The sequence below is a fragment of the Pokkaliibacter sp. MBI-7 genome (assembly GCF_029846635.1).
Classification (GTDB): Bacteria; Pseudomonadota; Gammaproteobacteria; order Pseudomonadales; family Balneatricaceae; genus Pokkaliibacter.
Window position 1 is genome coordinate 492750 of record NZ_JARVTG010000001.1, and the last position, 15260, is coordinate 508009.

At 59.3% G+C, this 15260-nt stretch carries 15 protein-coding genes; 9 read left to right on the plus strand and 6 right to left on the minus strand.

Annotated elements, in window-relative coordinates; genetic code table 11:
* Positions 1–5 precede the first annotated feature (5 nt).
* The 5 genes from QCD60_RS02380 to QCD60_RS02400 form a co-directional block, all read right to left on the minus strand.
* Positions 6–1292, minus strand: coding sequence for an aromatic ring-hydroxylating dioxygenase subunit alpha (locus QCD60_RS02380; RefSeq protein ID WP_279782061.1), 1287 nt, complete (start codon positions 1290–1292; stop codon positions 6–8).
* Positions 1293–1351: 59 nt separating this feature from the next.
* Entirely contained in the window at positions 1352–1894 is a 543-nt protein-coding gene (locus QCD60_RS02385; protein ID WP_279782063.1) for a nuclear transport factor 2 family protein, read from the minus strand.
* A gap of 23 nt (positions 1895–1917) precedes the next feature.
* Entirely contained in the window at positions 1918–2280 is a 363-nt protein-coding gene (locus tag QCD60_RS02390; protein WP_279782065.1) for an IacB protein, read from the minus strand.
* A 72-nt stretch (positions 2281–2352) separates the two neighbouring features.
* Complete coding sequence (locus QCD60_RS02395) at positions 2353–3525, minus strand: acyl-CoA dehydrogenase family protein (protein ID WP_279782067.1); 1173 nt, start codon at positions 3523–3525, stop codon at positions 2353–2355.
* 14 nt (positions 3526–3539) lie between these two features.
* Positions 3540–4670, minus strand: coding sequence for an amidase (locus QCD60_RS02400; protein WP_279782069.1), 1131 nt, complete (start codon positions 4668–4670; stop codon positions 3540–3542).
* An 855-nt stretch (positions 4671–5525) separates the two neighbouring features.
* Between QCD60_RS02400 and QCD60_RS02405 the strand changes: the two genes are divergently transcribed.
* From QCD60_RS02405 to QCD60_RS02435, 7 genes are all read left to right on the plus strand, one after another.
* Positions 5526–6671: an ABC transporter substrate-binding protein gene (locus QCD60_RS02405; protein ID WP_279782071.1), complete on the plus strand. Its 1146-nt coding sequence runs from the start codon at positions 5526–5528 to the stop codon at positions 6669–6671.
* Between the two features lie 206 nt (positions 6672–6877).
* Positions 6878–7930, plus strand: coding sequence for a branched-chain amino acid ABC transporter permease (locus QCD60_RS02410; RefSeq protein WP_279782073.1), 1053 nt, complete (start codon positions 6878–6880; stop codon positions 7928–7930).
* Between the two features lie 5 nt (positions 7931–7935).
* Positions 7936–9738 (plus strand): branched-chain amino acid ABC transporter ATP-binding protein/permease, encoded by a 1803-nt coding sequence (locus tag QCD60_RS02415; RefSeq protein ID WP_279782075.1) that lies wholly within the window; start codon positions 7936–7938, stop codon positions 9736–9738.
* Positions 9735–10493 (plus strand): ABC transporter ATP-binding protein, encoded by a 759-nt coding sequence (locus QCD60_RS02420; RefSeq protein WP_279782077.1) that lies wholly within the window; start codon positions 9735–9737, stop codon positions 10491–10493. The genes QCD60_RS02415 and QCD60_RS02420 overlap by 4 nt, the downstream gene beginning before the upstream one ends.
* 57 nt (positions 10494–10550) lie before the next feature.
* Positions 10551–11555, plus strand: a complete 1005-nt coding sequence (locus QCD60_RS02425; protein WP_279782079.1) for a 2-dehydropantoate 2-reductase — start codon at positions 10551–10553, stop codon at positions 11553–11555.
* 34 nt (positions 11556–11589) lie between these two features.
* On the plus strand, positions 11590–12372 hold the full coding sequence (locus QCD60_RS02430; protein ID WP_279782081.1) for a class II aldolase/adducin family protein: 783 nt from the start codon (positions 11590–11592) through the stop codon (positions 12370–12372).
* Positions 12373–12498: 126 nt separating this feature from the next.
* Positions 12499–12978, plus strand: coding sequence for a MarR family transcriptional regulator (locus tag QCD60_RS02435; protein ID WP_279782083.1), 480 nt, complete (start codon positions 12499–12501; stop codon positions 12976–12978).
* 52 nt (positions 12979–13030) lie between these two features.
* Here the strand turns inward: QCD60_RS02435 and cynS are convergent, their stop codons facing one another.
* Complete coding sequence (cynS, locus tag QCD60_RS02440; RefSeq protein WP_279782086.1) at positions 13031–13480, minus strand: cyanase; 450 nt, start codon at positions 13478–13480, stop codon at positions 13031–13033.
* 327 nt (positions 13481–13807) lie between these two features.
* Between cynS and QCD60_RS02445 the strand changes: the two genes are divergently transcribed.
* Positions 13808–14062, plus strand: a complete 255-nt coding sequence (locus QCD60_RS02445) for a hypothetical protein (RefSeq protein WP_279782088.1) — start codon at positions 13808–13810, stop codon at positions 14060–14062.
* A complete protein-coding gene (locus QCD60_RS02450) occupies positions 14062–15258 on the plus strand; it encodes a hypothetical protein (protein ID WP_279782090.1) in 1197 nt (398 codons plus the stop codon). Before QCD60_RS02445 ends, QCD60_RS02450 begins: the two co-directional genes overlap by 1 nt.
* The last annotated feature ends 2 nt before the right edge of the window (positions 15259–15260 follow it).

Below are 15260 nucleotides of genomic sequence, written 5' to 3' on the forward strand. Positions count from 1 at the left end.
GTTGCTTACTCCTCAGCCGCCGCCATCATCTTCTTGTACTGGCGATACGCACCGCGCATACCGGTCTCTGAACAGACCGCACCGGCGACGTTGCCATCGGCAGACTGACGCAGCCTGCCCATACCCCGGTTGACCAAAATCCAGCCATCGGTGCCAGCCAGTGAACCTTTCTGTACCCGCTCCCAGGCTTCGCCGTCATCCGGCGTGCCGAAGCCCATCGGCCCCTGAAAATGCTCATGCAGGCGCATACGTTTACGGTTGAAGGCGACCGGTGCCCCCTCGCCACCCAGCGCCACATGCTGGATCTCGGTTTCACTGACAGATACCGGGCGCAGTACGCGGAAGAACGCCATCGAACAGGACACATTGGGGAACAGGTTCAGGTTGAAGCCGGTGCCGTGAGCGGCCCGTACCAGACGTTTCACCTCCTCCTCGCTGCGGCCTTCTTCGCGCAGGGCCGCTGCCAGCTCACTGAAGCGGGCAGGAATCGGCTGCTCCAGATCCGCTTCCAGATCAACCAGCTCAGGGATCATCACCATCACGCTGTGACCATTGCCGAGGTCTTCGACAAAGCCGTCACCGTTGAGGAAGTCGAAAATATCCGCAGTGGCATCATCCAGCGATGACACAAAGGATTTATGAATGATGGGGAAGTGATAGGCGTCGGTGGTGTTCTCCAGCTGGATTTTCCAGTTGCCGGGGAAATTGAAACGATGCTCCCCCAGCACCTTCACCGGGTAGCCACCGCCCTGCTTCATAAACAGATCAATCCACTTTTTCGCCCCACCGAGGAAGTCTTCCAGCGGCTGGATATCCTCACGGAACGTGGCGAACACCATGCCGCGATAGGACTCATGACGCAGGCGCATCAGCGGCAGCTCGCTCTTGTCGATCACGCCGTCATACTCTTCGGGCTTGGGCAGGGCGCGCAGCTCGCCGTCCAGCGCATACCCCCAGCCGTGGTAGGGGCAGGTGAAGCTTTTGGTCTTGCCCTTGCGCCCTTCACAGACCGTGGCGCCCCGGTGGCGACAGCGGTTCTGCAGTACATGCAGGTTCATTTTGCGGTCACGGCTGAGAATCACCGGCTGCCGCCCGACCCAGGCCGTCTTGTAGCTACCGGCTTCGGGCACTTCGCTTTCATGGCCAATAAACACCCAGGTGTTATTGAACACCCGGTCCAGCTCCTGCTCGAAGATGTCCGGGTCAGAGTACAGCGCCTTGTGCACCCGCCCTTCTTCCACCATCTCAGCCGCCTTGAGGCTGACGTTGTGCAGTTTGATCAATTCACTCATCGTTACGCTCTCACAGTCTAATCGCTGTACCCGGCCAGCCCCGCTGACCGGACCGGCAGTCACTTGGGTACGGGCAAAGGGGCCGGGTTATCCCAGGGGCTGTTTACTGGCCGGTTGAAGCGGCTGGTGGTACAGAAACGGGCAATCAGCCAGCGTCCCTGCTGACGGCGGAAATGCACCTCAAGCAAGGCACTGCTGAGCTGTGACCGGCCATCAGCGAAAGTCGCGGTCTGCAGCAGCACCCAGCGGCCACGTGCACTGTCAGCGCTGTCTACCTCGACCCATTCAGAGGTCAGAAAGTGCACATTGAGGGCAAAGTGCGCCGGAGGCCGGGTATATTTTGCGAACATCGCCGCTACGGCTGCCTTGCCTTCACAGCGTCCGAAAGTACCGGCATAGCGCTTGCCCTTGCCTTCCCACACCGCATCGTCGGTGAACAGCGCCAACAGAGGGGCGAGGTCGAAACCTTCATCAAGCTCATCGCACAGCTGCATGTACTGGTGCAGGCAGGCACTGACCGCCTGTGCAGCCTGCAGGCGGTCCACCTGCAGCGTGAGCTGCGCCACCTGCTGTTGCAGCGTCACCACGTCATCGGTCGTCATTGCCCTGCTTTCCTCTGTCTGACTCAGGCACGCTGCACGATCAGTTCGCGGCCAACCCGGGCTTCCACCCTGGCGTACCGCCACAGTTTGTAGGTGCCATCGCCCACCGCAGTGGTGCGAAACAGATTGCAGGCGGCATGAACGGTGTCGATGTCAGCGACATCCGCCAGCAGATAGGTCGTCCAGGGCCAGCCGTCGGACGGGCCAACCATGCTCTGGTCGTCATCCATATTGCCGAGCACACCGATACCGGCCATGTCGTGAATACCGTTCCACATTTCGCCAAACGCAGCCCACACCTCCAGCTGCTCAGCGCGTGGTGCATCGAAGAAGTTCTGGTTGATGCCCATGCAGAACAGCACGCGCAGGGGTTTCTTGTCGGTCATAGTCAGTCTCCAGCGAAAACAGTCGGTTGAATCAGGATTCAGGCTTGCAGCACGATCTCTCTGACCTCGTTATCAGAGATAGCCGGGTAAGGGCGGCTGCCCAAAAAACATCGCTCCCGCGTTCTGGTAAGTGATGTCTCCCATAAAGGCATGCTGTGTGATCACCAGGGTGTCGTTGACGAAGCGTGACAGCGGGCTGTCGCGATAGACGCCTGTCATGCCCGACAGCATCTGCACCGAACGGGCGACTTCGGCGGCAACACGTACCGCATGGGTAGATGACAGCCGCAGCAGGTTGATCTGCTCTGCCGGTACCTCATCACCGCTCAGCAGCGAGGCCCAGGCCGCATCAATGGCGTCGTAAAAGAAGGCGCGTGCTGCGCGCAATTCGGCTTCGGCTCTGGCGATTTCCACCTGAGAAATAGGACGCTGGCCAAGATTGGGCGCGCCGGTGACTGACACCCGGCCACCGGCCATGGCCTGCAGCTCATCCAGTGCCGCCCGTGCCACTCCCAGCCCCACCACCGACAGCACCTGGGTGGCGAAAGACAGCGTGGGATAGCGGAACATCGGCTCATTCAGGTTGGAGGCGCCGCCACGCACGAAGGTCCAGTCTTCAGCGACCACCACATCCTCAACCACCAGATCATGGCTGCCAGTCCCGATCAGGCCGACCACATCCCAGGTCGGATCAATGCGTGCCTGCCCTGCGGGCATCACTGCCATACGCGGCAAACCCAGCTTTTCACCTTGCCGTGGCGCAATCCCCACACCGACCAGATCGGCCCCCATGCAACCACTGGAAAACTTCCAGCGACCGTTGACCTGCAGGCCTCCTTCAACAAATTCGGCAGGCTGAGGCGGGAAGATGCCACCAGCAAAGACCTTGTCCGGGCCGTCGGCATAAATACGGGCGAACGTCTGCGGCGGCAGCGCAGCCAGATAGACCACCCCCATCCCGAAGCTGGCCACCCAGCCCGCCGAACCATCGGCATGAGAAATGGCCTCGATCAGCTCACAGAACTGCCGCGGGCTGCATTCATCGCCACCGAAACGACGCGGTACCAGTGCCCGGTAGATGCCGATATCGCGCAGACGCTCGATGATGTCCTGCGAGATATAGCGCTGCTGATCAAACTCACCGCTGCGGGCACGCTGACGAATGTCCTGCAGCAGAGCCGCAAAGGTGTCGCCACCCAGCGCAGCATGGGCTGTCCCCCGGAGGGACGCTTCAAAGGCGGTCATGTGCTTCTCCACGATCAAACTCGGTTCAGTTCCAGACGTTCGCTCAGCTCACGGGCGACACTGCACAGCAGCTCGTCCTGCCCTCTGCCAGCCACCAGTTGCAGGCCCACGGGCAGGCCGGAAGGCCCTTGCAATGGCAGGGTGATAGCCGGATGACCGGTCAGGTTGAAAGGTCGGACAAAGGACGTCATGCCCAGCAGTGCGCGGGTATCCGCGGCATCTGCCAGGGCGACGGGATAGTCAGGCAGGGTCGGCATGGCCAGCACCAGACAGTGCTCCAGCAGGCGATCCACTTCTGCAGTGAAGCGGTTGCGGGTCTGCTCGGCCTGCGCCAGCTGTTCATCACTGGTCTGACTGGCAGCCAGCAGGCGGTCGGCAACATCACTGCCGACCAGACCGCTGGCGACCAGCGGCTCGCAGGCATTCCAGGTCTCACGGTTGATGATCACCATGCCTGCACTGTACGCCTCCTGCATTCCGGGCAATGCCACCGCTATCAGCGGCAGCTGTGCCCGACTCAGTGCGTCGCTGACGGTAGCACTGACCCCGGCCTGAGCGGTCGCAGTCAGCACGCCGAGCGGTTTGGCAGGCAGAGATGAAAATTCGGGAACAGCGGCAAAATCAGGGGTAATAGCCGCCATTACCTGGATAAGTGTGTCCATATTGCGACTGAGCGGGCCAACGCAGTCGAGGCTGCTTACCGCAGGCATGACGCCAGCGCGGCTGACCCGGCCAAAGGTCGGCTTCATACCGAAGACACCGCAGCAGGCAGCCGGAGTGCGCACCGAGCCACCGGTATCGGTACCCAACGCGGCATCGCACAGACCTGCAGCGACGGCAACGGCCGAGCCGCTGGAAGAGCCACCGGGGATAAGCGCGGGGTAAGCAGGATTCACAGGCGTGCCGGTCCAGTGGTTGATCCCTGTGGTGCCGAACGCCAGTTCATGCAGATTGGTTTTGCCATTGATCTGCCAGCCAGCCTCCAGCAGGGCACTGACCACAGCAGCATGCTGCTGTGCGGCGGCGGCCCGAGCCAGCGCCCTGCTGCCAGCCCGGGTGGCATAGCCCGCCACATCGATGGTGTCTTTAACCATCACTGTGCGTGGCCCGTGGCCGAGGTTCAGGGTTTCTACCACTGCGGTCATCGCTTCCCACCTCTTGTTGCTCGCTGTGGCCACCGCTCATTGCACTGAATGCCCGGTGGCCTGTTGTCTGGTTATCGCCAGCCCTGCCTGACAGCGTTTTCACGTTCTGACAGGCGTTTACCGTGACCGATCCGGTCACGTCCGGCTTTTTTCTAAAATCCAAATAATTACTTTCCATGTCAATTGATTTTTTCAAAAAACATTCATGCTTTTTTGTAGTGCACTTTTGCGCTTATCGCACTATATTTGAGCAATGAAGCCGTTGATAAAAACAACCAGAACAGCGACTTAAAAAGACATTAAATCCTTTAATTTCAATAGTTTAATTTTAAAAATCCAAGCACAGACGAACGCTGTCATGGCACAGAGACAGGTCATCCTGAATAGCTCTGACACGGCGGAAAGACGTTTTTTACAACCCACAAAAAAGACGAAAAATAATGATAAAAATCACGTATCCAAACCCAATAAAAAGCGCAGAAAAATGCTTGTCTTTTCAAGTATTTATTCCGAACACCCCACTCCCTGAAAAGCCCTCGCAACAGCACGAGGCAGAACACCCGAGAGGCATATTTTTCAACTGACTTCCTTGATGCAGATCGGCGCGAAGGGAGTTTTGGCACATTCGCTGCTAACGACCTTTCACGACGCTCTGGTAAAAAAGACCGGACCGGACCAGTCTGTAGGACAGGTGGATGACTCACCTCCGGGCGTATAGGCGCCTGAGCATTGGCTTTGCCACGTTATGACCTTCACCTTTGCCGGTGAGTGCGGCTTAACCGCGCAGGTGCTATTGCAGCGATACCCCGAGGCCTGATTGCAGATCCCGGTTCAAATACCTATTTGGAGAACGACATGCTGTCGAAGACAACGCTTTCTGCACTGATACTCAGCACGACATTCCTTTCCTCACTGGCCCATGCCGACATCAAGATCGGCGTTGTTACGTCTTCCACCGGCCCCATAGCCCTGGTGGGTATCCCGCAGAAAAACACGGTCGCCCTGCTGCCCGAAACCGTGGCTGGCGAAAAGATCACCTACATCCCGCTGGATGATTCCAGTGACCCCACAGCGACCGTGAAAGCCTTCAAGAAGCTGATCGATGAAGATCATGTTGATGCCATCATCGGCCCAAGCGGCTCGCCCAACGCCATGGGCGTGATCCAGTTCGCCGCCGAGTCCGGCACGCCGATGCTGGCCCCCGTGGGTACGGCAGCGGTGGTACTGCCGATGACAGAACAGAAGAAATGGGTATTCAAGACCACCCAGAACGATGATCTGATTGCTGCCGCGCTGGTGGATCAGATGAAGCAGTCCGGCGTCAAAACCCTGGGACTGATGGGCACCGCTGATCCCTATGGGGAGAACTGGGCCAAGGTGATGAAGGGCCTGACTGAGAAAGCAGGCATCAAGATCGTCGCCAGTGAGACCTTCCAGCGCCAGGACACCTCCCTGACCGGACAGAGCCTCAAGATGCTGATGGCCAGCCCGGATGCCGTACTGATCGCCGCCCCCGGCAGCTCTTCCGTCATGCCGGAAACCACCCTCAAGGATCAGGGCTATGCGGGCACCGTCTACCAGACCCACGGTGCCGCACTGGATGCCTTCCTGAAGCTGGGTGGCAAGCAGGTTGAGGGCACCATTCTGGCGGCCAGCCTGATGCTGGTGCTGGATGAAGTGCCCGACAGCGCCTCCAAGACCATCGCCAGCCAGTACGTCAGCGACTACAAGCAGCGGTACGGTGAAAACCCCGCCACCTTCGGCGGCAACGTTTACGATGCTGGCCTGCTGCTGGCCAACGCCATTCCCACCGCTCTCAAAGGCGGGCAGCCGGGAACCGCTGAATTCCGTGCAGCCCTGCGTGATGCGCTGGAGCAGACCCACGAACTCGCCGGCACTCAGGGGGTCTACAACATTACCCCGGCTGACCACAGTGGCTTTGATGAGCGTGGCCGCGAGCTGATTACCGTCAAAGGCGGCAAATGGGCGCTGCTGAAATAACCCGGCGTCAGGCAGGTATCTGGTGAAGTAAGGCAGGGAGCGGCTTGCTCCCCTCGCCTTTCAGATTGGCTTTGTGCCCTTCATTCAAGGTGGCAAGGTGCGGCAGCCATAAAAAGGACGACCGCTGCACCCGCTCATGTCTCGCCTCCGCGCAGACATGCTGACCGAGACCACCACCGGCAGGGCATTTCAAGGATTCATCCGCAATGAATTTTCAGATTGCAGTTCTGCTCGGGCAGGACGGCGTCACCAACGGGGCCATCTATGCCCTGCTGGCGCTGTCGATCCTGCTGGTATTTACCGTCACACGCATCCTGCTGATTCCTCAGGGCGAGTTTGTCACCTTTGGCGCCCTGACCATGGCCGCGATTCAGGCCGGTAAGCCCACGGCACTGGGCTGGCTGCTGCTGGCACTGGTACTGATCGACTGCGCGCTTGATCTGCGCCAGATGTGGAAAACCGGCAAGCAGGCTGGCGCCATGAATTACGGCGAAATCAAATGGTCCGCCATCAAGATTGGCTATACCGCTATTCTGCTGGTGTTGCTTCACAGCCTGACACTGGCTGATATTCCCATGCTGGCGCAGGCGCTACTGACCCTGGCGCTGGTGGTACCCTTCGGCCCAATTCTCTATCGTCTGTTTTTCCAGCCCATTGCCTCTGCTCATTCGCTGGTGCTGCTGATTGTCTCCATCGCCCTGCATGTGGCCATGGTGGGTATCGGCCTGCTGCTGTTCGGGCCAGAAGGAGCCCGCACGGCGCCGTTCTCTGACAGCGGCTTTCATCTCGGCCCGGTGATGCTGAAAAGCCAGACCCTGTGGGTGATTCTGGTGTCCATTGCCCTGATCGTGATGCTGTTTATTGCCTTTGAACGCACCCTCTATGGCAAGGCCCTGCGGGCCACCGCGGTCAATCGCATGGGCGCGCGGCTGATGGGAATATCCCCGGTATTTGCCGGCAAAGCCACGTTCACCATGGCCACCTTTATCGGCGCCCTGTCAGGCATTCTGATTGCTCCCATCACCACCCTGTATTTTGACTCGGGCTTTATCATCAGCCTCAAGGGCTTTGTCGGCGCCATCATCGGCGGGCTGGCCAGCTATCCGGTTGCGGCTATCGGTGCCGTTGCCGTCGGCATGGTGGAAGCCTTTTCCATGTTCTGGGCCAGCAACTATAAGGAGGTCATTGTTTTCACCCTGATCATTCCCTTCCTGCTCTGGCGTTCGCTTACCAGCCGCCACGTTGAGGAAGAGGAGTAATCATCATGCTGAAACAACGTCCCGCACTGCTGATTTTCATTCTGGTGCTGCTGCTGTCTCCCGTACTGCTGCCGACCTATCAGGTCACTCTGCTCAACTACATCGGCCTCTACGCGCTGGTGGTGCTGGGGCTGGTGCTGCTGACCGGAGTGGGCGGCATGACCAGCTTTGGTCAGGCAGCTTTCGTCGGGCTGGGCGCCTACGCCTCAGCCTATCTGACCACTACAGAGCAGCTGCCAGACTGGCTGGCCTGGGCCGGACATTCCCCCTGGCTGGCACTGCTGGTCGGGATTGCTCTCACGGCGGTGGTGGCGCTGATTCTCGGTGCTCTGACCCTGCGCCTGTCCGGCCATTACCTGCCACTGGGCACCATTGCCTGGGGTATCTCTCTCTATTACCTGTTTGGTACGGTGGAACAGCTTGGCGGCCATACCGGCGTCAGCAATCTGCCGGTCATTTCCCTGTTCGGCATTGCGCTGGATAAGGGTGAGAAGATGTTCTATCTGATCTGGGCGGTCCTGCTGCTGGCCATCGTCATCACCCAGAACCTGCTCAACTCACGCGAAGGTCGCGCCATTCGTGCGCTAAAAGGCGGCCAGTTGATGGCCGAAGCGATGGGGGTCAACACCTTCCGCTCCAAGCTGGTGATCTTTCTTATCTCGGCCCTGTTCGCCGCGATATCTGGCTGGCTTTATGCCCATGCCCAGCGTTTTGTAAACCCCACTCCCTTTGGCCTGAGCATGGGCATCGACTACCTGTTCATGGCCCTGATCGGCGGTGTGTCCAGTGTCTGGGGCGCACTGGTGGGAGCCGGTGTGCTGACCATGCTCAAGCAGTGGCTGCAGGATCTGCTGCCACACCTGCTTGGCAGCGATGGCCAGTATGAAACCATCATCTTTGGCCTGCTGATTATCGCCGTCATGCACCGTAGCCCGGGTGGTCTGTGGCCCATTCTGATGCGCTTTGTGCCAGCCAGCATGAAGCACCGGCCGCTGCTCAGTGACGACCGCCATGCCGAGGTGCTGGATCAGCGTCGTCCGCCGCGCAAGGGCGAACTGATCCTCGAAGCACAGGACGTCACCCGCCGCTTTGGTGGCCTGATTGCCAACAACAATATGAGCCTGCAGGTGCATGCCGGTGAAATCGTGGCGCTGATCGGCCCCAATGGTGCCGGTAAGAGCACCATGTTCAACCAGCTGTCGGCGGTAGACACCCCGACCTCGGGTGAAGTGCGCTTCCTCGGCCAGAGTCTGCGCGGCAAGTCATCCCGGCAAGTGGCCGCTATGGGCATGAGCCGCACCTTCCAGCACGTCAAACTGCTCCCCGCTATGACCGTGCTGGAGAACGTCGCCATCGGCGCGCACCTGCGTGGAGAGAGCGGCGTACTGAGTGCGGCCCTGCGACTCGAACGCGCCGAAGAGCAGAGCCTGCTGCAGGAGGCCAGACGCCAGCTGCAGCGGGTTGGGCTGGGCGACTATCTGTATGAGGAAGCCGGCAGCCTGGCACTGGGGCAGCAGCGCATACTGGAAATCGCCCGCGCCCTCTGTGCCGACCCCTGCCTGTTACTGCTGGATGAGCCTGCCGCTGGCCTGCGCTTTAAAGAGAAGCAGGCACTGGCTGAGCTGCTGCAGAAACTGCGAAGCGAAGGCATGGCCATTCTGCTGGTGGAGCACGATATGGACTTTGTCATGGGGCTGGTCGATCGCATCGTGGTGATGGAGTTCGGTGAAAAGATCGCCGAAGGCCTGCCGGAAGAAATACAGACCAACCCCGCCGTGCTCGAAGCCTATCTGGGAGGAGCTGAATGATGAATGCAGCCGAACTATTGCTGGATGTCCGCCAGCTGCGGGTCGCCTACGGCAAGGTGGAAGCCCTGAGCGGCATTGATCTGCGTGTTCCCAAAGGCCAGATCATCACCGTCATTGGCCCCAACGGTGCGGGGAAAACCACCCTGCTCTCGGCCATCATGGGTATCCTGCCATCGAAGGGCGAAGTGCATTTCGACGGCAGACTGCAACCAGTGCCGGAAGTGGAAAAGCTGGTGGGGCAAGGCCTCGGGCTGGTACCGGAGAAACGTGAGCTGTTCGCCACCATGAGCGTGCAGGACAATCTGGAGCTGGGGGCCTTCCTGCGTTATCGCCGTGGTGACCGCCATCTGGCCTCCACGCTGGCGGAAGTCTACAGCCTGTTTCCCCGTCTGTTTGAGCGCCGTCATCAGCAGGCAGGCACCCTGTCAGGTGGTGAGCGGCAGATGCTGGCTATTGGCCGGGCACTGATGGGCAAACCCCAGCTGCTGATGCTGGATGAGCCAAGCCTCGGGCTGGCCCCCCTGATCACCCGGGAAATTTTCCGCATCATTACCGATCTGCGCCGTCAGGGTGTCTCCATCCTGCTGGTGGAGCAGAATGCCCGGGCCGCCCTCAGGGTGGCTGACTATGCCTACGTACTGGAAGGCGGCGCCGTGGCCATGGAGGGGCCTGCAGCACAACTGGCGGATGATCAGCGGGTGATCGAGGCCTATCTGGGACTGGCCAGCAAACATCAGGAGCTGCTGGCCAGCTGATCTGCTTTTTGCTCATCGCCGGGATGGCCTGCCCCTCCCGGCTCAGGAGACACGACCATGACGAGGAACATTACGCGGGTCTGCATTGCAGGCGCCGGTGCTATCGGCTGCGCGCTCGCCGCGCGACTGGCCAGTGTGCCGGGCCTCAGCCTCAGCATGCTGGCCCGCGGCGATACCCTGACAGCCATTGCCGCCGGGGGAGTGCATCTCACCGATCTTGACGGTGAGCACCAGGGCTGGCCGCAGGTCAGTGCTGATCCGGCCGGGCTTGGCCCGCAGCAGCTGATTTTCATCTGCACCAAAGCGCAGGCACTGCCCGCCATCCTGCGTACGCTGCAACCGGCCATTGCAGCTGACACGGTGGTGGTTCCCATCGTCAATGGCGTGCCCTGGTGGTACTTCAAAGGGCTGGGGCACAGTGATGAGGCCAGCCGCCTGCAGAGCATTGATCCGCTGGGTGAACTGGAGCGCCTGCTTCCCGAGCAGCATGTGCTGGGAGCCGTCACCTTTATGACCGCTCAGACACAACGCCCGGGGCGCGTCATTTCCACCAATCCGCATCTGATTACTCTGGGTGAAATCAACAACCAGCCCAGCGAACGACTGGAGCAGGTCCGGCAGCTGATCGCTGCGGCAGGCATTGAAGCCCGCGCCACCGACAGCATTCGTGACCCGCTGTGGACCAAAATCATCGCCAACCTGACCTCCAATCCACTGTCGGTGGTCAGCGGTGCCACGCTGGAGCAGCTCTATGCCGACCCGCAGCTGGCGCCGCTGGTACGTGCCATTCTCGACGAAACCCTGCTGACTGCAGCCGCCTACGGCGCCCGCATCCGTTTCAATCCGCCTACCTTCATGCAGCTCGGTGCCGGCATGGGGGCGGTCAAAACCTCGATGCTGCAGGACTACGAAGCTGGCCGGCCACTGGAGCTGGCCACCATTGGTGAGGCAGTGGTGGAACTGGCCGAACGTATTGGTCTGCCGATGCCGATGACCCGGCACACGCTCGCGCTTACCCGTTTTATCGCCGCGCTCCGTCACAACGACACGGCGTCACCGTGACGCGGCGTAGTCATTCACCATAAGGAGTTCTGTCATGAACCGTGCTTTAGCTGTCAGCGAAACGGCCATCGTTCGCCCCGACCATATCAGTGAGGAAGAATGGGCGCTGCGCGTCAAACTGGCCCATTGCTACCATCTGGTCGACTTCTTCGGCTGGACCGAAACCATTTTCAACCATATCTCGGCACGCCTGCCGGGTGCGGCCCAGCATTATCTGGTGAACCCCTTCGGTCTCAACTACACCGAAGTCACACCGGCCAATCTGCTCAAGGTCGATCTTGAGGGGAACAAGGTGGAACCCTCCCCCTACGATGCCAACCCGGCGGGTTTCGCCCTGCACAGCGCCATTCACGGTGCCCGGGAAGATATTCACTGTGTGGTGCATACCCACACCAATGAAGTCTCGGCCATTGCCATGAAACAGGCCGGTTTTGGTCATAATGACTTCTACGGCGCGCAGCTCTATGGTCGTATCGGCTATCACGCCTTCGAGGGCATCACCCTGTTTGCCGAGGAAAAGGTCAGAATGCTGGCAAGCCTGGGCGACAAGCATATTCTGGTGCTGCGCAATCACGGCATCGCGGTGGGTGAAGCGGATATTGAACGCACCTTCTTCCTGCTATGGACGGTACAACGGGCAGCAGAAATTCAGGTCACTGCCGGCGCACTGGGCGGGGCGGATGTGGCACTGAACACCGAGGTCAGCCAGAAGTGTGCCGACCTGACGCAGATGCTGATTAAAGACAGCGGTTTTGCCGTGAAATTCTTCAACGCCATGGTGCGCAAGATGCACGCCGAACGGGGGCCAGGCTGGTAAATCAGCACCGCTATCGCTCGTGCTGGCGCACCGGGGTGCGCCAGGTCAAGGTCAGGCAGTGCGCTGCGTTGACCCCCAAGCGAACAATCTCGTATAGTCAAACGCCCTCTCTGATCACTGATTTCAATGAGCGAAACACGAAAGAAGCGCCAGCACCGTTACGATCCCGCCAGCGAAGAATTCCAGAAGGAAGAGTTCCCCTTCTACTGGCTGGCAAGGGTTCACGGTCGCTACAGCCTCGCCATGGAAAAGGCGCTGAAGAAGGCAGGCGTTGATATTCCCCGCTGGCGCATCCTGTTTATCCTCAAGGAAGAAGGCCACTCCAGCATCTCTGAAATTGCTGAGCACGCCATCGCCAAGCTGCCCACCATCACCAAGATTGTCTACCGCATGAAGGCGGACGGTCTGGTGGATACCCAAACAAGTGCCGAAGATGGCCGTGTGACGGTAGTGTCTCTCACCGAAGCAGGCTGGGATACCATCGCCCGCATTCAGGAAGTCACCGGCACCCTGTTCCGTCAGAGCTTCAAAGGCATGACCGAGGCGCAGATCAACCGCCTCAACGGCATGCTGGAAACCATCTTCAACAACCTGCCCGAACACTGACCCTCAGAGCACAGTCGCCCGGCTGTGCCGCTCTGCACGCTACCTGCACAGATCAGTAAGTCTTGTAAGGCAGAAACTTGCCTGACAGCACCAGTTTAACCCTGTCTCCTTTGGGATCTTCCTCACGCTGAATATCCATGGTGAAGTCGATGGCGCTCATGATGCCGTCGCCGAACTCTTCATGGATCAGCTCCTTGATGGTACTGCCGTACACGCTGACCACTTCGTACAGGCGATAGACCAGTGGATCGGTTGGTACCGCCGTGCTCAGCGAGCCTTTGCTGGGCACAATCTGCAGCCATGCCACCGCCTCATCATTGAGATTGAAAATGGCGCCGATTTTCTCCGCCTGCGCCCTGGTAAAGGTCATCTGGCCAAGGCAGGCGGCGGTGGTCCACTCCTTTGACTGGCCGATCATCTCGGCCACCTCATGCCACTGCAGGCCCTTGCGCACCTTACTCGCCAGAATCATGCGGGTTACGTCTTCACGGGAGCTGATCATAGATAATTCCTTTATGAGTCAACGGCATATCAATGCCTGATTGAGATGTAAGGGAACTGCACACACTCAGGTAACGGATCTCACTGCCTAAGTCGCTGAAGTAAAAGCGTAGCTCAATCACCACCGGTGCCCTGCTCTCCAGCGGGCAGACACTCCAGCCTGTCGGCAGCACTATCCATTCCCGCCATGCAATTACGGAACCGATTCAGTGATCAGACAAACTTAATCAACGATCAGCAGAGGCGTTGCACTGATCGCACCGTACCGCTGACCGAAACAGCCCATAACAACGAGAGGAACGCCATGCGTCCCATTCAGGCGAGCACTGTGTCTACGCAGGATCTGGCTGCCATTGAACCACCCGCAGCCACATCCCCAGCCTCTTCCTCAGAACCGGTTACTGATGCAGCGCTGTCGAAGCGCCCCCGCACCTCCGGGTTACTCAACAGCCTCAGCCAGTGTCTGTTTGGCAACCATAGCGGGCCTGTCTCGCCTGTACAGCATCGCCCCTGGGTCGCCTCTGCCGAACGGGCCGAACGCCTGACTGCCCGCTGGGACGCCAGCCCAGCCCAGCCCATGTAATGACACATCAGACGAGCAGCAACAGCCTGCCAGAGCACTTTGTTCATCTGCACGTAAGAAACATCGACGAAATTGCACGGGACAAAGGTGTCAGCCCGGCCGCGCTGCCACAGGTACTGAAAAACGAAATGCACCAGTGGGTGCAGACGCTGCGACAGCATCCTTATGCCTCTGTAGGGGAACACCTGCCAACACTGGATATGCTGTATCACCTTTACAATGCTGCTCACCACCCGGATAACCAGCGTGACCCTTCGTTGCAATGGCTGTCATCCGTGCGCCACTTCGATACCTTTACTGAGCATTTCTGCCCGGCCGGTATGGCCACATCAGGAGAGTTAGCCCAGCCCAGAGCAAAGATTGCAGATTTCGTAAAACGTTATCTGCGATCTGTGGCCATGCCCGCTCAAACCATGACGCTGGAGGATGATGGCGAAGGGCGGTTTGCACCCGTGAAAGGCAGCCTGCTGAGGCAGTCACAGTGGTCACCCCTGCCTGCTACGGTGGCCAAAGATCCAGAATATCTGGCCTCCTGGCTGCAGTTCAGGTTTTACGTCTCCACACCGGTGCTGCATGAAATCAATGAACTGCTGGATAGGCCGCAGTTCTTTGAGCAGCATCTGGGCCACCGCACCACCCTGTTTCATGGCACCGGCTCGGAAGCACTGAAAGGGCTTCATGGTATTGGTGAAACCCAGGCGATTAGCAGTGCCGAATCACTGGTCAGCAAGAACCTGCCTGTTGCCACCGGGGAATGGTTCAGTGAGCGGGATAATGAAGGCAAACCCAAAACCGGAGGCAGTGGTGGTCTGGGTGATGTTTATTCATCAGAGGGAGGGATCAAGGAGGCGTCTTATCATGTTGTCAGATGGTTTGATGAGTTCCCCGTCACCTTCTGCATTGACCGGCAGAAGCAGCAGGACTTCAACCAGCAGCACAACATCAGGCGGGAGTACGTGAACTCAGGCAATGAAGGCATCCTGCTTGGCCCGACCGTTCCACTCGCCAACGTCAAAACTATCGTCGCCCCTAAAGCCAACGAAGAAGCGGTTTTGCAGTGGATTGCCTGCTATTGCCCGGAGGTGCCGTTCATCTCCCACGAAGCAGCCACCCTTGCCGATGAGCACTTCAGCTATCTGGCCAAACAAAAAAAGCCCGGCGGTAAGCACCGACCGGGCAGCAAGCATTCAGCTTGAAG

Coding starts and splice junctions, on each gene's coding strand:
- QCD60_RS02380 (WP_279782061.1), bottom strand. CDS start 1,292: ATGAGTGAATTGATCAAACTGCACAACGTCAGCCTCAAGGCGGCTGAG.
- QCD60_RS02385 (WP_279782063.1), bottom strand. CDS start 1,894: ATGACGACCGATGACGTGGTGACGCTGCAACAGCAGGTGGCGCAGCTC.
- QCD60_RS02390 (WP_279782065.1), bottom strand. CDS start 2,280: ATGACCGACAAGAAACCCCTGCGCGTGCTGTTCTGCATGGGCATCAAC.
- QCD60_RS02395 (WP_279782067.1), bottom strand. CDS start 3,525: ATGACCGCCTTTGAAGCGTCCCTCCGGGGGACAGCCCATGCTGCGCTG.
- QCD60_RS02400 (WP_279782069.1), bottom strand. CDS start 4,670: ATGACCGCAGTGGTAGAAACCCTGAACCTCGGCCACGGGCCACGCACA.
- QCD60_RS02405 (WP_279782071.1), top strand. CDS start 5,526: ATGCTGTCGAAGACAACGCTTTCTGCACTGATACTCAGCACGACATTC.
- QCD60_RS02410 (WP_279782073.1), top strand. CDS start 6,878: ATGAATTTTCAGATTGCAGTTCTGCTCGGGCAGGACGGCGTCACCAAC.
- QCD60_RS02415 (WP_279782075.1), top strand. CDS start 7,936: ATGCTGAAACAACGTCCCGCACTGCTGATTTTCATTCTGGTGCTGCTG.
- QCD60_RS02420 (WP_279782077.1), top strand. CDS start 9,735: ATGATGAATGCAGCCGAACTATTGCTGGATGTCCGCCAGCTGCGGGTC.
- QCD60_RS02425 (WP_279782079.1), top strand. CDS start 10,551: ATGACGAGGAACATTACGCGGGTCTGCATTGCAGGCGCCGGTGCTATC.
- QCD60_RS02430 (WP_279782081.1), top strand. CDS start 11,590: ATGAACCGTGCTTTAGCTGTCAGCGAAACGGCCATCGTTCGCCCCGAC.
- QCD60_RS02435 (WP_279782083.1), top strand. CDS start 12,499: ATGAGCGAAACACGAAAGAAGCGCCAGCACCGTTACGATCCCGCCAGC.
- cynS (WP_279782086.1), bottom strand. CDS start 13,480: ATGATCAGCTCCCGTGAAGACGTAACCCGCATGATTCTGGCGAGTAAG.
- QCD60_RS02450 (WP_279782090.1), top strand. CDS start 14,062: ATGACACATCAGACGAGCAGCAACAGCCTGCCAGAGCACTTTGTTCAT.